The 18,462-nt window shown below is 66.0% G+C and carries 23 protein-coding genes and 1 tRNA gene; 6 read left to right on the top strand and 18 right to left on the bottom strand.

All coding sequences use genetic code 11. From position 1 onward, the window contains the following. Positions 1–107: 107 nt before the first annotated feature. The 5 genes from A0U87_RS15620 to A0U87_RS15600 all read right to left on the bottom strand — a co-directional run bounded on the left by A0U87_RS15620 (position 108) and on the right by A0U87_RS15600 (position 2,706). Positions 108–836 (bottom strand): lytic transglycosylase domain-containing protein, encoded by a 729-nt coding sequence (locus tag A0U87_RS15620; protein ID WP_346763662.1) that lies wholly within the window; start codon positions 834–836, stop codon positions 108–110. Between the two features lie 187 nt (positions 837–1,023). Beyond that, positions 1,024–1,359: a DUF736 domain-containing protein gene (locus A0U87_RS26455; protein ID WP_061937687.1), complete on the bottom strand. Its 336-nt coding sequence runs from the start codon at positions 1,357–1,359 to the stop codon at positions 1,024–1,026. 35 nt (positions 1,360–1,394) lie between these two features. Then, positions 1,395–1,940: a S26 family signal peptidase gene (locus tag A0U87_RS15610; protein WP_061937690.1), complete on the bottom strand. Its 546-nt coding sequence runs from the start codon at positions 1,938–1,940 to the stop codon at positions 1,395–1,397. Then, positions 1,937–2,443: a DUF2840 domain-containing protein gene (locus tag A0U87_RS15605; protein ID WP_061937693.1), complete on the bottom strand. Its 507-nt coding sequence runs from the start codon at positions 2,441–2,443 to the stop codon at positions 1,937–1,939. The genes A0U87_RS15610 and A0U87_RS15605 overlap by 4 nt, the downstream gene beginning before the upstream one ends. Beyond that, entirely contained in the window at positions 2,440–2,706 is a 267-nt protein-coding gene (locus A0U87_RS15600) for a helix-turn-helix domain-containing protein (RefSeq protein ID WP_061937696.1), read from the bottom strand. Before A0U87_RS15600 ends, A0U87_RS15605 begins: the two co-directional genes overlap by 4 nt. 192 nt (positions 2,707–2,898) lie before the next feature. Here A0U87_RS15600 and A0U87_RS15595 point away from each other — a divergent pair, with 192 nt between their 5' ends. Further along, positions 2,899–3,303 carry a DUF1801 domain-containing protein gene (locus A0U87_RS15595; RefSeq protein ID WP_061937699.1) on the top strand — a complete coding sequence of 135 codons (405 nt, stop codon included), beginning with the start codon at positions 2,899–2,901 and terminating at the stop codon, positions 3,301–3,303. A gap of 290 nt (positions 3,304–3,593) precedes the next feature. Here A0U87_RS15595 and A0U87_RS15585 read toward each other — a convergent pair whose 3' ends face one another. Continuing rightward, a complete protein-coding gene (locus tag A0U87_RS15585; RefSeq protein ID WP_268873864.1) occupies positions 3,594–3,929 on the bottom strand; it encodes a DUF2285 domain-containing protein in 336 nt (111 codons plus the stop codon). Positions 3,930–3,974: 45 nt separating this feature from the next. Between A0U87_RS15585 and A0U87_RS26230 the strand changes: the two genes are divergently transcribed. Next, positions 3,975–4,151 (top strand): hypothetical protein, encoded by a 177-nt coding sequence (locus tag A0U87_RS26230; RefSeq protein ID WP_158298496.1) that lies wholly within the window; start codon positions 3,975–3,977, stop codon positions 4,149–4,151. Positions 4,152–4,155: 4 nt separating this feature from the next. Here A0U87_RS26230 and A0U87_RS15580 read toward each other — a convergent pair whose 3' ends face one another. The 3 genes from A0U87_RS15580 to A0U87_RS15570 all read right to left on the bottom strand — a co-directional run bounded on the left by A0U87_RS15580 (position 4,156) and on the right by A0U87_RS15570 (position 6,158). Beyond that, positions 4,156–4,377 carry a DUF6499 domain-containing protein gene (locus A0U87_RS15580; protein WP_061937705.1) on the bottom strand — a complete coding sequence of 74 codons (222 nt, stop codon included), beginning with the start codon at positions 4,375–4,377 and terminating at the stop codon, positions 4,156–4,158. Between the two features lie 147 nt (positions 4,378–4,524). Beyond that, positions 4,525–4,797 carry a DUF2285 domain-containing protein gene (locus tag A0U87_RS15575; protein WP_061937709.1) on the bottom strand — a complete coding sequence of 91 codons (273 nt, stop codon included), beginning with the start codon at positions 4,795–4,797 and terminating at the stop codon, positions 4,525–4,527. A gap of 518 nt (positions 4,798–5,315) precedes the next feature. Then, positions 5,316–6,158 (bottom strand): DUF932 domain-containing protein, encoded by an 843-nt coding sequence (locus tag A0U87_RS15570; RefSeq protein WP_061937711.1) that lies wholly within the window; start codon positions 6,156–6,158, stop codon positions 5,316–5,318. A 255-nt stretch (positions 6,159–6,413) separates the two neighbouring features. On the opposite strand from A0U87_RS15570, the gene A0U87_RS15565 reads away from it, so the two are divergent. Then, entirely contained in the window at positions 6,414–6,743 is a 330-nt protein-coding gene (locus A0U87_RS15565; RefSeq protein WP_061937714.1) for a hypothetical protein, read from the top strand. 59 nt (positions 6,744–6,802) lie between these two features. Here A0U87_RS15565 and A0U87_RS15560 read toward each other — a convergent pair whose 3' ends face one another. From A0U87_RS15560 to A0U87_RS15545, 4 genes are all read right to left on the bottom strand, one after another. Further along, positions 6,803–7,102, bottom strand: a complete 300-nt coding sequence (locus A0U87_RS15560; RefSeq protein WP_061937717.1) for a DUF736 domain-containing protein — start codon at positions 7,100–7,102, stop codon at positions 6,803–6,805. A 397-nt stretch (positions 7,103–7,499) separates the two neighbouring features. Beyond that, the gene (locus A0U87_RS15555; protein WP_137405676.1) at positions 7,500–9,797 is read right to left on the bottom strand and encodes an AAA family ATPase; all 2,298 of its coding nucleotides are present in this window, start codon (positions 9,795–9,797) and stop codon (positions 7,500–7,502) included. Positions 9,798–9,875: 78 nt separating this feature from the next. Then, positions 9,876–10,619: a DUF3223 domain-containing protein gene (locus A0U87_RS15550; RefSeq protein WP_061937724.1), complete on the bottom strand. Its 744-nt coding sequence runs from the start codon at positions 10,617–10,619 to the stop codon at positions 9,876–9,878. 161 nt (positions 10,620–10,780) lie between these two features. Then, positions 10,781–12,841 carry a ParB/RepB/Spo0J family partition protein gene (locus A0U87_RS15545; protein ID WP_061937727.1) on the bottom strand — a complete coding sequence of 687 codons (2,061 nt, stop codon included), beginning with the start codon at positions 12,839–12,841 and terminating at the stop codon, positions 10,781–10,783. A gap of 444 nt (positions 12,842–13,285) precedes the next feature. On the opposite strand from A0U87_RS15545, the gene A0U87_RS15540 reads away from it, so the two are divergent. From A0U87_RS15540 to A0U87_RS15530, 3 genes are all read left to right on the top strand, one after another. Next, the gene (locus tag A0U87_RS15540; RefSeq protein WP_061937730.1) at positions 13,286–13,546 is read left to right on the top strand and encodes a hypothetical protein; all 261 of its coding nucleotides are present in this window, start codon (positions 13,286–13,288) and stop codon (positions 13,544–13,546) included. Further along, entirely contained in the window at positions 13,543–13,965 is a 423-nt protein-coding gene (locus A0U87_RS15535; protein WP_061937733.1) for a type II toxin-antitoxin system VapC family toxin, read from the top strand. Before A0U87_RS15540 ends, A0U87_RS15535 begins: the two co-directional genes overlap by 4 nt. A gap of 346 nt (positions 13,966–14,311) precedes the next feature. After that, on the top strand, positions 14,312–16,009 hold the full coding sequence (locus A0U87_RS15530) for a recombinase family protein (protein WP_137405678.1): 1,698 nt from the start codon (positions 14,312–14,314) through the stop codon (positions 16,007–16,009). On the opposite strand, the gene A0U87_RS15525 is transcribed toward A0U87_RS15530, so the two are convergent. From A0U87_RS15525 to A0U87_RS15505, 5 genes are all read right to left on the bottom strand, one after another. Beyond that, a tRNA-Arg gene (locus tag A0U87_RS15525) sits at positions 15,968–16,044 on the bottom strand. The two genes, A0U87_RS15530 and A0U87_RS15525, sit on opposite strands and share 42 nt — an antisense overlap. A 36-nt stretch (positions 16,045–16,080) precedes the next feature. After that, positions 16,081–16,566 (bottom strand): DUF1178 family protein, encoded by a 486-nt coding sequence (locus tag A0U87_RS15520; protein ID WP_048938293.1) that lies wholly within the window; start codon positions 16,564–16,566, stop codon positions 16,081–16,083. After that, the gene (locus A0U87_RS15515; RefSeq protein ID WP_048938292.1) at positions 16,563–17,393 is read right to left on the bottom strand and encodes a carbon-nitrogen hydrolase family protein; all 831 of its coding nucleotides are present in this window, start codon (positions 17,391–17,393) and stop codon (positions 16,563–16,565) included. Before A0U87_RS15515 ends, A0U87_RS15520 begins: the two co-directional genes overlap by 4 nt. A 5-nt stretch (positions 17,394–17,398) precedes the next feature. After that, positions 17,399–17,656 (bottom strand): glutaredoxin 3, encoded by a 258-nt coding sequence (gene grxC / locus A0U87_RS15510; RefSeq protein ID WP_017500202.1) that lies wholly within the window; start codon positions 17,654–17,656, stop codon positions 17,399–17,401. Between the two features lie 50 nt (positions 17,657–17,706). Further along, a complete protein-coding gene (locus A0U87_RS15505; protein WP_048938291.1) occupies positions 17,707–18,453 on the bottom strand; it encodes a ComF family protein in 747 nt (248 codons plus the stop codon). Positions 18,454–18,462: the final 9 nt, after the last annotated feature.

The raw sequence follows: 18,462 nt of genomic DNA, 5'->3' as shown, positions 1-18,462 counted from the left end.
TCGGCTAAACGGGGCGCTGCTTATATCTTGCCCTCGTCTGTCCCTGCCGTATTCCTCCTCTCCAGCGCCTTTACTGCTTCGGACGGATGAAGGGAGCGACAGGCCGATCATTGCGGTCGGCCCGCGCGGGCGCGGGACACGAACAGCGTGTCGCGCGCCTCATTGGCCGGCGGATCAGCAGCGCGAACGTCGCCCGATGTCGGTCGATCGGTCGGCAGCTCGGACGCAGGTTCTTCGCCGTCCGACTGCCTGATGACAGCTTCCGAAGCGGCGCTGGCGGTGCGGACGAACAGTGTCGCATGACGCCATGCGAACGGATCAGGCTTAGCGATCGCCCTCACCTCCACCGCGCCCGATGCGCCCGTGATCGGTGCGAGCTGGGCGAGATAGCCGACCGTCTCGGGCGGCAGCGGACGGCCGCGCGACATGAAGGCGTCGTAGCGGCCCGGCCCGGCATTATAGGCCGCCAGCATCGCGCTCGCGTTGCCGTAGCGGTCGTGCATCGCGCGCAGATAGGCCGCGCCCGCCATGATGTTGTCACGCACGTCGAAGGGGTCAGCGCCAAGGCCATGCCGGATGCGAAGATCAGCCCAGGTCGCGGGCATGATCTGCATCAACCCCATCGCACCCGCGCTTGAGACGGCGCGCGCGTTGCCGCCGCTCTCGACGCGCATCACCGCCCATATCCATGCCTCGGGGATGCCGAACCGCCGCGCGGCATCGGCGACGTGGCCGGCGTAGGGATGAACCGCGGCCGATCGCGCGGCCGGCAAATCCTGCGCCGTCGCCGCGACCGGCGCAGCCCCGCCGGACAGCAGCGCGACAGCTAACGCCAACGCCGATCCGACTCCACTCCGCCGCCAGCCTGCCAGCGTGCTCGCTACGCTCAAGGGTGCGCGCGCTGCGCCGGCCTGCGGCCGCCCTTGACCTTCGCTGCGCGCCCCGGCCGGCCTGCGACCAAGCGGGACAGAGGGATGAGACGGCTTTCCCGCGAACAAAGGGATGATGGACAAGCGCACCGGATCAGTCCTGCTCGCGCGACTTCGGCTGGCGGTTCCAGCGCAGCGACCAGGCCGACTTGTCGCCGGTGTTCTGGAACAGCGCGGCGCGGAGCGGCTGCGCGAAGGCGGGATCGTCGATGCGCAGCGAGACGTAATCCCCGGCGCGTTCGCCGGTCTCGTTCCAGCCGGCACCGATCTCCGGGCCTTCACCATCGTCGCCGCGATGAACGCGCCAGTCCGGCGCCTTGTCGGCGTCGCTCGCCTCGGCCGGGACGATCGAGATGCGGATGTCGAGCGTCGCCGTCTCGATGATGCCTTCGTAGCCGCTGGCGGTGCGGAAAAAGCTGCCGATCTGCATGGGACTCTCCTTTGGGTTGGCAGAAACAAGCGGGTTCAGCGCCACGCGAGCGGCGCGTTTGGGGTGTCGCGGGTGAGCACGGGCACGGCGCGGCCGAGCACGCTCGAGGCCGGCAGCGGCCCGAAATAGCGGCCGTCCATGCTGTCTGCGTGATCGGGATTGAGCATCAGCAGCTCGCCGGCGCGCAGCGTGCGGCAGCCCTGCCAGACAGGCAGCGACCGGCCTCGTCCATCACTCGCCAAGGCGACGACGACGAGCCGTGCATCGACGCTCACCACGGCGCCGATCCGGCACACGCGCTGTCCGGCTCTTGCCGCGACATGCTTCAACAGCGGCACGCGCTCGCCGAGATAGCCGCGCTCGGCCAGCCACCGCGCCAGCGGCGCGGGCGGCGTCACGGCGACCAGCGCGCCGACTTCGGGATCGTGGTCGGGCTCGATGCGGTAGAGGCCGAGCGGCGCGCTCGCGCTGGCGTTCCAGATGACGCGCGGCAGCGGGTCGAGCACCGCGACGGTGGTGAACGACACGGCGAACAGTGGCGCGGCGAAAGCCGTCGCGATGGTCCAGCCCCGGCGCGTCATCCTTCGATCTCCCGGCGCTTGAGCCAAGCGCGATGACGCTCCAGCGTGTAGGGGCGCGGCTGATGTCCGGCGGCGATGCGGTTGGCGACATGTCGCCAATGATCGGGCGCGGCGTCGCACGGATCTACGCCTGCGGCCTCGGCCGCGTCGATTGCCGCGAGCACTTGGCTGACCTTAGGCCAGCCTTCGATCTTGAGCAGGATGTCGCCGCCGGGCCGCACGAACGGCAGCGTCGTGAACGCCTCGCCGGGCTCGACCGCACCCACGATGTCGATGCGCGAGCTGACCGTGCCGTAGTCGTTGGCGGCCCAGCGGACGAACGCGAAGATGGTGCCGGGACGGAAGCGGACGATGCGGCGGCGGCGGTCGACGATCTCGTCGACGGCGACGCGCCCGAACCTGATCCAATGCTCGACGCGCCTCTCTATCCACGTCAGTTCGACCCGGGTCATGCCGTCGTCGGACGGTTGGCGGTGGCGCATGGGAGACGGCGGGACGGTCATCGCCGGCTCCGGGCGATGACCGAATCCGCGCGCGGCATGAGGTCGTCCTGACCCGGATCGGAGGTCGAGTGCTTGATGCCGATGTCGGCCCAGGCGCGCAGGTCATCGACCGAATAGACTACCCGCCCGCCGATCCGGCGGTAGGCAGGGCCAGTCCCGAAATAGCGGTGCTTTTCGAGGGTGCGGCCAGAGAGGCCGAGGAAGCGTGCGGCTTCCGGCGTGCGCAGGAAGCGAGGCGGCAGATTGGTGGGCGTATCGGACAAGTGACGGCTCCTGCGGGCGGTGGCGGCAGGAGACGTGATTGTCAGAATGGAGGTGGCCGGGTGGGGTATGAAGATCTGCGACCGCACGGATGTGACCACCCCAGGCAGGGCGTGCGTCTCCATCGCGGCGGCCAGCCTCGCAATTCATCAGGATGCTTGGCGTGTAATGTCTAGACTGGCAAAAAAGCCGGGATGGACAGCCTCTTTTGCTTTCCGGCTGCGCGCCGAGATGACCCCGAGGTGGAGGCATGGTTCTCCCACGGCGACGCGCTTCGCGGCTTACTTGCCCCATGGTTTGCTCGGTTGTGTGCCTGTGACGACGAGGTGGGCAGCCTGATTCATGACGGGCGTCCTACCGTGTGTCTGGAAGACGTGGCCTTCGCCTACGTCGACTCTTATGCGCAGCACGCCAATATTGGATTCTTCTTCGGTGCCGATCTCGATGACCCCGCCAGCTTGCTCGAAGGGGCCGGAAAACATATTCGTCACGTCAAGTTGCGACCCAGCCGGATGCCTGATGAGGCTGCACTTGCCCGCCTAATTGCCGATGCCTATCGCGACATTTGTCGCCGGCTCGACGAAGCTCGTGAAGTGTAGCCGCGGTCAAAATTGAAAGGCGCAGCACCAACGCGGATTATTTGGATGGCTGAGATTGAACCCTTCGAGAAGCGTCACAGGAATGGTAGCATCTGGGCCGTTGGTCAGACGCTAGACGGGCAGCCCACTGGATATTGGGAGTGGTTTCGTAAAGATGGATCGAAGCTTCGATCCGGCCATTTCCGAGACGGTGAGCAAGTCGGCGAGTGGACGACCTACGATAGTGCCGGACGAGTCTACAAAGTCACCACGATTAAGCGCGCCGAGTGATGCAGGGGGGATTTCCGGCATCATCTGATGCGGAGTAGTTTTCGGTAATCGCCACCGGCCAGCGCCTTTGCGTCGCGCACCAACCGCACCACGAACGAGCGAGTTGCCGAAACCTTCCACTCGATTGCGGGTAGCTGTGCCGCTTCTTCGCGGCCTAGCTCGACGGCGATCTGGCGGTAAGTCGCGCCGCCGTCGCGCAGGTCGAGCGCCCGAAGCATTAGATCGAGCCGCGCCAGCCGGTAGGCGGTCAGGGGCCAACCGCGCGGCAATGGCCCCGCCGCTCGGCCGAGCAGGCGGCGGTGGAAGCGCAGCAGGCTGGCGATGCGGGTGATGAAATCCTTGTCGAGCGGGACGATTGCCGCGAGCGGCCTGCCCGGTGAGGGCTCGCGGAGCCACAGCCGATGCTCGCCGGCCGCATCGGCGATGATGACATGGCGACCGTCAATCCCTGCCAGGTCGGCGAGCAGCGCGCCGAGCGTGCGCGGATCAACCGGCGAAGCGCTGTCGAATCCTTCTGGTGCTGCGTCGAGGATGACCGTGACGGCGGTCAGTTCCGGGCGCCAGCTTACCGGGTCTGAAAGGTCATCCGGGGCCGTGGCGAAAGGATAACCCCCATCGCCGCGCGAAGGCCGCCTCGGCGACGCTCTGCGCGACGGCGCCGCTCGCGATGCGCTGCTGCATCTGCGTGTGTTCGGCGCGATAGGTGCGGTTTCGCCGCAGGAACTCGGCGGCTAGATCGGCGCGCCCGAGGGCGTCGGGCAGTCCGCCGGCGCGCCACTGGCGACGCCCAGGCGGCGTCGGCATTGCATCCTCCCTACCGCGCCCTGCGCGGATTTCGGAACACCGAACATCCCCGTCGCCATTCACATGCACTAGGGCGAAGATCGCGCACAATCATGCCGCGTGGGCGGGGCGATTGCCTCCAAAATCGGTCCAGACTGGAGTTGAATCTTAACGACTTAGCGGGCGCTGACAGCCGAGAAGATGAGCATAACCGACCTCGGTCATCCAGCGCGCTCGGGCCAAATGGGTGTCGTGCATCGTCTTAGCGCGATCCGGTTCGGACGCTACGTTGATGCCGAAGATTACTCCCGCAGCCTCGCGCCAATCGGCCCCATCGGCGTCGGCATCGAGCAAGCGAAGATAGTCCACTAAATGACCTTCGTCATAAGCGGTGAGCTGCTGCGATTTGGGCGCGAAATCATCGAATCCCATCTTGACCATGATGCCCCCAACTTCTCGCCCGCGTTAACCAATGGGACATTCACCCCGCATTTTCGATGCGCTTGTTCGGCATGACTTCATGCGGATTCCGCATTGCTCAACAACTGCTCGTGGGGCTGCTGGTTTGCGGTGCGCCCCCGCAAACAGCTCCTGACCCGTAGCCGGGGAGTTGGAAAACCGGAATATCTCGGTCCCTATGACCTTTAGCCCGGAAGCCTGTTGTATACGTCACAGGCTCCCCGACCATGTGGTCAAGGATGGCGGCGTCGTCACGGCCGACGCCCAACCGAATATTCAGGGGTTTCCACGCCCCAGGCCACCGCGTAGCGGCCCGCCCGCTTCATAGAGCAGCGCAGCCGTTTTTGCTACCCAGCGCGAGCCGCGCGCCCCTGCGGCCGCGCGCCCCTGCGGCCGCGCGGACCTCTGGGACGCGCGGCCGCCGCCGATCCGGGGCAGCGGATCGGCGCGAAAATGGCGAAACCGCAGGGGCGGAAGCCCGGCCCTGCGGCGTGGATGGGTCAGGCGGCCTTCAGGCGCTGCATTCCCTCGGCCAGCGTCCAGAGCGCGCGATTGAGGGTCACATTCTGATCGATACCGTTGATGGCGCGGGTCTGCGCCCGGCGGATACGGCCCTCGGCATTACGCTTGCGGCCCTGCAACCCGCCACGAACCACATTCTCCTGAATGACGTTGAACGTGGTCCACAGGCTGCGGTCCACATCCTCACGGCGGCGCGGCTCGATGATCTGCTCGGGCCGAACCGGGCTTTCGTCCTCGTCATAGCGGGCGACAAGGCTGACCTCGCCGAGCAACCGTCGCTCGTCTTCGGAAAGCTGGATGGACTTCATCGACTCGCTAGCGTCAATCAGCCGGGGGAAATCCTCGGCGACGGTGAACACGCCCTCAATAATGTCGTGCTCGATGTTGCCCTTGTGCGGCACGCGGACTTCCTCGAACCGCTCACCCGCGATCATGCTGTTGGTGCAGACGAACCGCAGCATCCCGGCGAACATCTGATAGGCGCTGGTCCCGTCATGGCTGTTGACGATGATGACTTCGGCAGCCTCCGGCTTGCCGATGCCGTCATCACGGCGCAGGCGGAGCATATGCTTGGCGTGACCGTGTCGGCTGCCGTCGCGGGGGACCGACTGGACGGCGAAGAACGGCGACCATCCCTCCCGGCGAAGCCCATCTACGATGTCGATGGTGGGGACGTAGACGTAGCGATCCGAACGGCTGTCGTGCGCCTCGCGGGCGAAGATGGACGGGACGTGCCGATACAGCGCCTCGTTGTCGAGTGGCTCCCGGCCGCTGATCTGATGGGCGTTCCGGCCGAACCGGGTGGCAAGCTGGTAGTGCATTTGGGCCTCCTTGGGCTTGGGTTTCCGCGCAGCGGAGCGCCGCGCTGAAACCCTGCCCGTCGGCGAGACCGGGGGTGCAAACGGAAGGCGGCTTCGCGGGGAACCGGCTGCACTGAGCGAAGCGAGGGAAGCTGGGCGGAAGCCGCTTGAAGTGCGCCGGGGGCTGGCCCCAAGCGCCGCGCCGCCCTGCGGCGCCCACAAACAATCCTTGCCATTTGTTCCTGTTTTGATCCAAACCGGAAGCAAGGAGTCGGTATGAGTATCACGATCAAAGGACAGCCGGGCCAGCGCATCGCTGTCGCGGGCGACATCACCAAGACGCTGCGCGTTCCCTATCACGAGGCAGAGGAACGCTTTCTGCTGGCGGCGAGCGACGGTTCGCTGATCGAAGGCCGCCTCGGAGCCGAGGAGGATCGCTTCGATTTCCGGGTCGTGGTCGACGGTGCGGGGATCTCGCATGTCGGTCCCGGTGTGCTGACGCTGGACTGGCAGGTCGAATGGGTGACGATCGCACCCTATGACGCCGGCGCGCTGCCAGAGCGCGGCCCGATGCCTCTGCCTCTGTTTGACTCACTGTCCGGCTAGTCGCCCCCTCCAACGCGAGAGGCGCCCCCGCTCCGGTGGAGCGGGGGCGCCGCGTCGGGTCAGCGGGACCAGATGAGCGCGTATTCGCCGACGGTGTCGGTTTCGGACAGGGTGGCGTAGATCGGAGCCGGGAAGGTCGGATCGTCCAGCTTGACCGAGATGTAATCGCGGCCTTCGCGGCTGGTCTTCTTCCATCCCGCGCCGCACTCGACGGAGCCGACTGCGAGACGGTAGTCGGGCGCCTTGTCGCTCTCCTTGTCGACCGGCCGGAGGGTCGCCTTCGCGTTGAGGGTCAGAGTCTTGATGGTTCCGGTGAAGGAGCCGTTGCCTGCCTGAGTGAAAGTGCCGATGGTCGCCATGTCGAAGTTCCTTTCGTTTTCGAGCCACGACCGCCGCGGCCTCGATGGCGATCGGTGAATCGGGGACGATCGGACGCGCACCGCTTGCGGCCGGAGCACAGCGGAGGATGGCGACGCGCGGCTTTTTTGCTTCGCGATGCAAAGCCGAAGGCGGCGGAAAAAAGCCGCGCGGCGGCGTTGCGCCAGGCCGAGCGAGGCGAAGCCGGCCCCGGTTAGATCAAGCCAATCGAGAGGCCGCGCGATCGTGGCTGGCGCGAGGATAAGTTATGGCGACGACGCTGCACTCACCTCAAATCCACAGCAAGCGACCTAGTACCTCAAACGCCATTTCACGACGTCGGCGCCCACTTGCCGGCGACATTTGCGACCGCAGGCGCATTAAGGACGCGGGAGTGCGTCATTGTCGCGGACGCGATGCGAAGGCCAGCGTCCGTCGCGTGAAATCCGCGAGTTCACGGTCGTTGATGGCCTCTGTCTGATAGGCTGGATTTTCGTCATGGTGATATCGGTTGCCGAAGTCTAGCAACGCTCTCAATTCAGCGGTGTCGATCGGCCCCATCACTTCATCTGCGCTACCGATCCGCTGACGGCAAATATCGGCGAACTGACCCAGCTTTCCGCCGGGCCTGAACTGCGCTGGAAAGGCAACGCGGACAAAGGTTTCGAGCATCGGGCGAAGCGACTCCGCAATTTTGCGCTCGGCGGCCGGGTCCGCCGCCTGGAGATAAGCGAGCGCATCGGCGTGCCTCTTGTCGTGCAGCGTAATCATGTCGCCAGTGACGTCCCAGCCCACCAGCGTAGAGCCTTGCTGCGCGCGCACGACCTGGAGTGAGGCGCGCGGGAGCGCGCCACACTTTTCCCAGACATTGAGAATGAACGGCTTCGAGTGCGAGAGGACGATAACCTGCCCCACAGCGCCCGCGAGGCGGTGAATCTCTTGCACAGTGTGCAGGGTGCGGTGCTCATCAAGGCTGCTCATGGGATCATCGATCACGACAATCTTCTGCGCGAGCGCCTGGTCACGTTCGAGCGTGGCGAAGAAGAAGGCGAGCGCCAAGGTGTTGCGATCGCCCGCACTCAGCGCAGTCCGGAAACTCGGTCCCTCGGCGGCGTTAAGCCCCACGGCGATATTGTTGATGAGCACGTTGTAGTTGGCGGCCGATCCGCCGCGATTGTTCACGGGAGCGACGTTGCCCAAGCGAAAGCCGGCGTTGAAACGACGCAGGTAGTCGTTCACCGCGTCTTGGTAGGCCGGGAAGACGTTCTGACGATATTGGTTCAGCGCCTCGCGGGCTTGGTCCCGCGCGGTCTCGGTCCGGCCCTTCTCATCGCGCTCGTCAACATAGGCGGTGCAGAGCGCCGCCATGTCCGGCTGATGTCGGGCCTCGACGGCGCGAAGCCGCGTTAGATCGGCAGCCAGCGCGGCGACGTTGGCCGCCCGCGCTTCTTCCTTGACGAGCGCCAGAGCCTCGTTCGCCTGCACCAAGATCGCAGCGACGCGGTCAAGGCCAAACCGCTGTTCCTCATACGTCGCGGCGGCGGCGCGCACGTCGTCGCCGAGCACCAAGGGCTCCAGCGGGGCGGCCTGCTTGGCTTTCAAACGCTCCATGATGCCGTCGCGGGCGGCTTTCCAGGCACGCGCAATTTCCGCAGTGTCGATCTGGATGGCGGGAACTTCGGTGAATGCCTGCCAAAACTCGCGGCGTTCGATCGCCTCGCGCACGGTACGCTCGAAGGCGGCGGGCACGTCGCCGGAATGGGTGGTCGTGAGGGCATGGATGGTGTTGGCGATGTCGCGCTTCAAGTCGTTGTAGGCGTCTCCGAAATAAGCGCGGTAGTGCCCGATCACAGGGGAGCCGGCGAGATCCTGGGCGCAGAACGGACAGATGGCCGCGCCTGCTGCCGCGGCATGGTCGGCGTGCGTCAGCCCTTCGCCAATCCAGCGCTCGCCGCCACGGGCAAGCAGCGCGATATGGGCCTGCACCCGCTCGGCCGCCGCCTCTTCCAGACCCGGCAAATCTCGGCCGAGAAGCCCGTCTAGGGCGTCGAGGTCGAAGGCCGGCAGGGAGAGCGCTGGGAATATCGCCGCCGCCGCGACGGCCTCGGACGACCGCGCGGCGGCCAAGCGCTTTTCTGCGTCGGCCAATTCCCGGTCGAGGTCGGGGATCGGCTGCAACGCGCAGAATGCTTCGGCATCGAGCCCGCCGCGCCGCGCGGCGGGGATCGCTTCGGCCTTGGCGCGGAGATCGCGGTTGTGCTGCTCGATCCGATCGACATGCGTTTGCACGGCGGCGTTCAACGCGACACCCTGGCTCCCGACAATCAGCTCATGCAGGTTCTGGCGATTGCCGGGAATAACCTCGATGCCCGAACACACGTTCTGCGCCACGAACTCATCGTCGAAGACGGCGACATTGGGCTCGGTTCGGGACCAGGCGCCGTTCTGGAAGACGGCGGGCGCCCCGGCGGCCAAGCCGATCACCACATGCGGGGGATTGGCGGCGCCGAGACGATGCCGATCGGTGATCGGCGCGGCGGCCCCGGTCGCAAGTGAGCGCAGGATGGCGGTCAGCGTCGTCTTCCCGCGCCCATTTTCGCCATAGACGACCGTGAGCTTCGCGAACGGAATCTGAGCACCAGCGTTCACCGAATCGAATTGGCCAATATTCCGCAGTAGTTGAATTGCCTGGACCACGCCGAATCCCCCCTTGGTCCGCCACTATACTATGGATGGCACAACCATAAGCTGCTCCGTCGCGAGGTCAGTGGTGATTCAGGTCAAAACCACCGGCCTGCGAACTTTGGGTCTGCGCTGCCCGGCCGACATCGCCAGATTGCGGGTCCGGGCCACGATTCTCAGAATAGCGGCGCCATGATGGAATTGCCGGAACGCGGCGACAACGGCCGGATCGACGAATGTCGTCGTGGTTTGGCTGTCTGCCGGGACAGTAACGGTGCCGGGGCGCACTTCATGCTGCCATCCTCGCGCGGCGCGAAAGCTCAGAACCAGTTGGCCGAACGTCGGATAGGCGTGGTCGATATGGGCCGATTCGATAGTGATAAGCTCGTCGGTCAGCTCGCAGGGGACGCGACCGAGTTCATCTCCATAAGTTTTGAAGTGTCGGGCTTTGGCGGCTTTCAAGTCTGCCGCAACCGCCGCCCGGCAGGCGTCATAGAACTCCTGGGCGTTTGATTTCGGCGCTCCACGAACGGCCGCTAGATAGCTGAAATCCGTCTCGCTGCCGTCAACGCGCCGCACCCAAAAGCCGGGTGTCGAGTAGCCGTCGCCGGTGTTCCGGCGCCGGAAGAAAGAATCCACTCCGTTGCCTATCTTCGAGGGGCCATCGACAATGACGGCGTCATAGCGTTCGAGGAGGGCGATCAGGTCGTCATGGTCGACACGGTCTTCGACCACTTCCTCATCGGAATAGCGGGCCAGCATAACCTTGAAATGAGCCAAGGCGGCGCTTTGGGTCTTCCATGCCCTGCCGTTCGACAGATTGATCGCCTTTGCCACCGTTGCCCCGTATCCTCGTTCCGCTTGCCAAGCTGGCTATCGGCGAGGATGGTTCGACGCAAGGTGACACACAACAAGGTCGGCCGCGCGCCCGCGCGCGGCCGAATTTTTCTGGGTGAGAGCAAGGCCGGGACCGCTCGCGCGGCCCCGGCCCGGTGCCGCTACTCGGCGGCGATGGCGTAGGACCTTTCGCCATTCTCCGCTTCGCACGCCTGCTCCACCGCCTCGGCGTCCTCGGCCTCGATGGACGCGGGCTGGTCCGCCTCCGGCTGCGGTGTCCGCAGCGCGGCGGGAAGCCAGCCAGTCCCGGCCAGAAGCTGCTCGGCGGCTTGCGCCATGTCCGGCTTCTTCATGTCAGCGAGACGGCGGGCGGCGTCCTCGGACACGCCCTCGGCCACTGCCTCGACGATATGCGCCTTGGTGACGCGGCCAAGATAACTGTCCACGGTCGGTGTCCAGTCCTTCGCCACGTCCAGCGCCAGCGCACTCGCCAGCCGGTCGGCGGTTTGTAGCGAACGGGGCTTGCGATCCCACGGCAGCCACAGGGAGTTGACCGTGCGAGCGGCGCAATGCGCCAGCAGCGCAATCCGCTTCTCGTCCGTTAGCCCGACGATGAAGCCCCACAGGTCCGTCACGTCGCGGGGCATCCGTTCGGCCCAAGCCTCGTGCTGCTCGCTCGACCGCGCTGCCAAGGGGGTATCCTCGATCCCGTCCGCGTGGCTTCCCAAGGGGGTCACGGTCGGGCGGACCTCAAGGCAACCCGCCTCCGCATAGCTGTAGAACAACTGCGCGGTGAGCGTGTGGGCCAGCGCGATCAACGCCGTATCCGGCTGCTCGGCCAGCGCCACGCGGAGCGCCAGCGTCCGGTAGGCGGACAGGTCGCGAGTGAGGCTGTCAGAAATGGGCTTGCCCGGCTCCTCGTCCTCTTCCTCGTTTTCCTGCACCGCTTCGTCGCCGTCCTCCGGTTGCTCGTCCTGACCGGCCTGCGGTTCGGGCGCATCACCCTCTGCCTTCGGCTCGGGCTGCGGGTCCGCCAGTGCCTCGTCCTCGGCCCGAACGAAACCGCGCTCGACCCTGACACTGCCGTCATGGTGAAGCACGACGAACGCGCCGCCATGCGCGACCACGTTGGCGTCGTAGGCGGAACGCTTCTCGGAAATGGCGTCGATCTCGTCGGACACCGCCTCCAGCTTTGCCGCCACGTCCTCGGGCATTTCGTCATAGGACGAATAGCCTTCGGCAAGCTCGTCATGCTCGGTGGACAGCGCCTCCAGCCGCGCCTCGTCCTCGTCGGACAGGGAAACGGACTGCGGATAGAAACGCCGCATCCCGTGGGCGTGGGGATAGTCGATATGCGCCTCGGCCCATTTCCACCCCTCGGCCTGCACTTGCTCGGCAACCTCCCGCAGCTTCTCGGCGGCAAGAATATCGAGCAAGCCCGCATCCTCGAAGAACCCGCCTCGGTCTTCGCTGAACAGGTCGCGGATGATATGGCCGCCCGCCTCGATATAGGCGTCGGCCCCGACGAACACCGCGCGGCGATCATCGGCAGGCACATTGCTCGCGGTCATGTCTCGCCGGATGATCCACGGTTCGCGGTTGTGATGCAGGTTGGCGAACACCTGCTCCTGCCGGTCATGGTCCTCGGTGATGGCGAAGGCCATAAGCTGGTCCAGCGTAAGCCCGTCCTCTCGATAGACCTGCAACAGCTTGGGACTGACCGCGCCGAGGCGAAGCCGCTGCTTCACCACTGCCGCCGTCTTGCCGAACCGCGCGCCGATTTCCTCCGCGCCCCAACCCTTGCCGTCCGCCAACTCGCGGAACCGCTCGAACTCGTCGGCGGGGTGCATATTGGTCCGGGTCACATTCTCGTCCAGACTGATCTCGGACGGGTCGTTGGCGGTATCGAGCCAGCAGCGCACCGGCTCGGACTTCTTGATCTGCTTACGCTTTGCGCGCAGCAGCATCGCCAGCCTGCGGCCTTCGCCAGCGGTGACGAGATAATAGCCGGTCGGCGTCCCGTCCTCCTTGGTTTCCGGCTCCACGACAAGGTTCTGGATCAGCCCCTTGTGCTGGATCGAAGCGGCCAGCGCCTCGATAGCGGCTTCCCCATGCGGCACCTTGCGGGCATTGCGCGGGGACTTCTTGAGCTTGGCGAGCGGCACGAAAATCTCGATGCCCGACACAGGCTCGGCGGCTGCGGTTTGAGTAACAGCGTTCATCACACTTCTCCGTAAAACCACACTCACCCCGGAATGGGGTGGGCGGCGAAGAAGCGACCGGCAGGCCCGCCGGCGGAGCCGGGCAGCATCCGCAGGACCGGAACGTAGAGGAGGTAAGCGCGCCTGCGCGCGTTGCGGCCCGGCGCGGCGGGCCTAAAGGGAAGCGTCGCCCACCCCATATCGGGAGTGCAACGACCAACAATGCAATCGGGCCGGCGAACGCCCTGGCCCGATCTCCGCAGCAGGAAGAATCGCAATCCGCGCCGCGGATTGACCGACGGGCGCCAGAGCGCCGTACGCCAGTCCGGTCGTCACCCGCATGGGACGAGACCCGTCAGGGGCTCGGTCGAAGCGCAGCGGAGATAGGGCGGCGGTCCCGCCGGGAGGCGCCAACCCTGATCTTGCAATTTTCATCACCATCGACTAATATGCAGTCATTGACTTATGGAGGCGCGCATGGCGGTTATGACGATTCGAAACATCGACGATGCGATCAAAAATCGGCTGAGGCTGCGCGCTGCAATGCACGGCCGTTCTATGGAGGATGAAGCCCGCGACATCTTGCGCTCGGCGCTCTCGACCGAAATCCCGCGCCCTCGCAATCTGGGCCAGGCCATCAACGAGCGCTTCGGCGAGCTGGGCGGCGTCGATCTGCCTGACGTTCCGCGCGAGGCGATCCGGCTGCCCGTGGACTTCGGCGAATGATCGTCCTCGACACCAACGTCATTTCCGAGATGATGCGACGCGAGCCTGACCCGCAAGTCATGGCGTGGATCGCCGATCAGCCTATGGCGGGCGTGTTCACGACTACGTTGACGCAGGCGGAAATCTTCTACGGGCTGGCGCTGCTTCCCGAGGGACGCCGCCGCGATGACCTGCTGGCGGCCGCGCGTCCGATGTTCGAGGTCGATCTGGCCGGGCGTGTCTTGCCGTTCGATACCGACGCGGCCAGCGCCTATCCCGAGATTGCCGCCGGGCGGAAACAGGGCGGCAAGCCGATCAGCCAGATTGACGCGCAGATTGCCGCCATCGTGCGCTCGCGCGGCGCGCGGCTGGCGACTCGCAATGTGCGTGACTTCGCCGAGTGCGGGATCACGGTCGTCGATCCGTGGGGCAAAACATGACGCCCGCCGCCGCACATCCCTATCTGCGCTACGCGGGGATGGAGCCTTTGTGCGAGGCGCAGCGGCGAGGCAGCTTGGCGGGATGGCCCTTCCTCGCAAAGTCCGTCGCCGCACGCCTCAACGCTGGGCCGAGTGCCCGGATGACCTGCACGACTACACCAACCGGGTCGCACCGCGCCGCGCTTCGCGCGGGTCGCGCAAGGATGATGGACCAATCGTCGTCACCGACGATTGGCCGGAGCAAGTTCCCATCGGCGACGCCGAGCTGCGCGCGATCGAAGGCCACATGCGGCAAGAGCTGGACAAGATGTTCGGACCGCTGCCGTGAAGTGAGGAGTGAAGCATCATGACCAGCGCCGCGTTGCGACAGGATGATCATGAGGCGCCGGTCGCCGCGACCGCCCGCGCGGCGCTCTACCTGCGCGTCTCCACCGGCCGCCAAGCCGATAGCGATCTGTCGATCCCCGACCAGCGCCGCCAGATCGAAGGCTATTGCCTGTCGCGCGGCTGGGAGGTGGCGGCGGAGTTCGTCGAGCCGGGCAACACGGCGACCGATGATCGTCGCCCCGCTTTCCAGGCGATGATCGACGCCGCGATGCAGAAGCCGTCGCCGTTCAACGTCATCCTCGTCCACAGCTTCTCGCGGTTCTTCCGCGACCAGTTTCAGTTCGAGTTCTACGTTCGCAAGCTGGCGAAGAACGGCGTTCGGCTGATCTCCATCACGCAGGATTTGGGCGACGATCCGATGAGCGTGATGATGCGTCAGATCATGACGCTGTTCGATGAGTATCAGTCGAAGGAGAACGGCAAGCACACGTTGCGGGCGATGAAGGAAAACGCCCGGCAAGGTTTCTGGAACGGCGCTCGCGCGCCCATCGGCTATCGCGTCGTTGCGGCCGGGGAGCGCGGCGCAAAGATCAAGAAGAAGCTAGAGGTCGATCCGCTCCAAGCCGAGACGGTGCGGCGTATCTACCGCATGGCGCTCAATGGCGTCGATAACCGCGGCCCGATGGGTCTCAAGTCGATCGCCACATGGCTCAACGAGAACAACATCCGCACCCGCGACGGCGGGCGTTGGGGCTTGGGCGCGGTGCATCAGGTGCTCACCCGCACGACCTATATCGGCCAGCACCGCTTCAACACCCGTGATCACAAAACGAAGACGCCGAAGCCGGAGAGCGAGCACGCCGTCATGGAAGTGCCGGCGATCGTTTCGGAAGCCGAGTTCGAGGCCGTCCAGCGTTCGCTCAAGGCGCGCAGCCCGAAGATGATGCCGCCGATGGCCGTGGGCGGCCCGACGCTGCTCACCGGCATCTGCTTCTGCGCGTGCTGCGGCGGCGCGATGACGCTGCGCACCGGCACCAGCAGCGTCGGGCGGGAGTATCGCTATTACACTTGCTCGACGAAGGCGCGGCAGGGTGCGACCGGCTGTCCCGGTATCACCGTGCCGATGGACCGGCTCAACGAGGCCGTGGTCGGTCATCTCGAAGCCCGGCTGCTCGACCCGGCGCGGCTCGAAGTTCTGATGGATCAGATCCTCGAACGGCGCGACGAGTGGGTGAACCAGCGCCGCGAGCATGTCGTCGATCTCGAACGGCGTGCGACCGAGGCGGAAGCGAAGCTCAAGCGCCTCTATGATGCGATCGAGAACGGCGTCATCGACGTGAGCGACCCATCGCTCAAGGATCGCATCGGCGAGCTGACCGCGACGCGGGATCAAGCCAAGGGCGATTCGGAGCGCGCCCTCGCCCATATCGTGAAGATCGGTCCGGCGATCACGCCGGAAAGCCTGCGCGCGTTTGCGGCGGCCCTGCGCAAGAAGTTGCGCAACGGCGACGGGACATTCGCCCGCGACCAGGTTCGCGCCGTCGCGCAGCGCGTGGAAGTCGTCAATCGGAATGAGGTCCGCATCCGTGGGCTGCGGAGCGAGCTGCTCCGAACCCTAACCGCCGCCTCTGGCGTAGAGGCGGCGGTGCTAGGCGTTCGTGCCTTTGAACCGAAATGGCGCACCCGACGGGATTCGAACCCATGGCCCTCAGATTAGGAATCTGATGCTCTATCCTGCTGAGCTACGGGTGCACGCAGCGCCGGCTCTATTATGCGCGGCGCGCGCGGTCAATTCTTCGCTTCGGGCGGAATCACCGGAAAGGGCAGTTGCGCGACATTGATGCCTTCCTCGGCCAGCGCCTTGGCCTCGGCCGGGGCGACCTCGCCATGGATGCTGCCCTTGTCCTGCTCGCCATAATGCATGGCCCGCGCCTGCTCGGCAAAGCCGCGCCCGACCCAGGTCGAGCCTTCCAGCACCTTCTTCTGCGCGTCCGCCAGCGCCTCGACCAGCGCGCGCATCTTCGCCTCGTCCGGCCCGGCCGCCACCGGTGCCGTCTCCGCTTCGGCCGCCGGCTGCTGCTGGACGATCTCGCGCCGCTGGTTGCCCTTGGCCGCCACCGCCGGCGCCATCAGCGCCTTGCCGACACGCGTATCGCCGCACAGCGGACAGGCGAGCAGGCCCCGTTCCTTCTGGTCCGCATAGTCTGCGCTGGAGCCGAACCAGGCCTCGAACACATGGCCCTGGCCCTCGCACTTAAGGTCGAAAACGATCACCTGATCTCAACATCCTGCGGTATCACGCGCCGATTGGCGATGGCGGGCACCCGCCCGCGCACCGCCTCTACGCGGGTCAGGTCAAGATCGGCAAGGGCCAGCCCCGCGCCCTCGCCCATGTCCAGCAGCACATCGCCCCACGGATCGACCACCAGGCTATGGCCATAGGTGGTGCGCCCGTCCTGATGCGCGCCCGCCTGCGCGGCAGCGATCAGGAAACAGCCCGCCTCGATCGCGCGGGCGCGCAGCAGCACATGCCAGTGCGCCTGGCCCGTGGACACGGTGAAGGCGGCCGGTGCCAGCAGCACTGTCGCCCCGGCATTGGTCAGCGCCCGATAGAGATCGGGAAAGCGCATGTCGTAGCAGATGGAAAAGCCCATCCGTGCCCAGGGCGTATCGACCGCCACCACGCTTTCCCCCGGCCCATAGACCGAGGATTCGCGCCAGCTTTCGCCCGATGCCAGGTCGACGTCGAACAGATGGATCTTGTCGTAGCGCGCCCGTATTTCGCCCTGATCGTCGATCATGAAGCTGCGATTGGCCCAGCGCCCGTCGCTGCGTGCCTCTTTCAGCGGCAGCGACCCGATATGGACCCACAGCCCCTCGCGCGCCGCCGCCTCGCGCACCGCGGCTAGCACGATATCGTCCGCCTCGCCGCGCAGCGTTTCCGCCGCGCGCTTGCGATCGCGGTCCAGATAGCCCGCCATTTCCGGGGTGAAGAGCATGTCCGCCCCCTCGCCCTTGGCGCGCGCCGCCGCCTCCTCAATCGCGGCGGCATTGGCGGCCGGGTCGATCCCGGTCGTCATCTGAAGAATCGCGGCGCGCATCGGCCCTACAGCCCCAGCAGCGGGTCGAGCTTGCCCTCGCGGTTCAGCGCGGCGAGATCGTCGCTGCCGCCGATATGCTGGCCGTCGATGAAGATTTGCGGCACGGTGGTGCGTCCGGGCGCCCGCTCCAGCATTTCCTCGCGCCTGGGGCCGCCCAGCGAGATGTCATATTCCTCGAAGGCAACACCCTTGCCCTCCAGCAGTGCCTTGGCCCGCGCGCAATAGCCGCACCAGTCCTTGGTATAGATTTCGACCTTTGCCATTATCTCGGTAAAACTCCTTTGCCCCGAAATTGGGGGGAATGCGCACTTTGTCAATCGTCGCCGGTTCTGGGTAACGCCCGCGCCCAGCACAGCAGATGCACCTCGCGCGCGCCGCCGCCCTTCAGCAGCTTCGCGCAGGCCGCCGCCGTCGCCCCGCTGGTATGGACATCGTCGACCAGCCATATCACCCGTCCCGCCAGCCCGTGCCCCTGCGCCAACGCAAAGGCGCCGCGCACCGCCTGCGCCCGCTGCTTGGGGTTCATGCCCCGCAGCGGCTGCGTCCGCTTCACCCGGCGCAAGCCATGCTTGTCCACCGCCAGCCCCGTCAGCCGCCCCAGATGATCGGCGATCAGCGCCGACTGGTTGAAGCCGCGCCCCCATAGCCGCCAGCGATGCAACGGCACCGGCACGATCAGCGCGTCCTCCATCTCCGGCCGCACATGGCGCAACATCTGCCCCGCCACCAGCCGGGCCAGGCCTATCCGCCGCCCATATTTCAACCGCAGCGCCACAGTCCGCGCGACATCGCCATAGGCCAGCACCGCCCGCGCGCTGTCGAACGGCGGCGGCTGTGCCAGGCAGGCGCCACAGGCCGCGCCCTCGCCCATCTCATGCGCGAACGGCAGGCCGCAGCGCGCGCAGCAGGGTGGCCCCAGAAACCGCATCCCGCTCCAGCAATCGAGGCAGAAACCATGGTCCGCACCGACGATCGCGCCGCATCCGGGGCAGCGTGGCGGAAGGGCATAATCCATGACCGGACGCATCACGGTCTTGAGAAGCGGGACCAGCGACATCATCTGCCTTGT

Source organism: Sphingobium sp. MP9-4, from assembly GCF_005281675.1.
GTDB classification, from domain to species: Bacteria; Pseudomonadota; Alphaproteobacteria; order Sphingomonadales; family Sphingomonadaceae; genus Sphingobium; species Sphingobium yanoikuyae.
The sequence above is the reverse complement of the archived record's forward strand: the minus strand, read 5'-3'. Positions and strand labels throughout refer to the sequence as shown.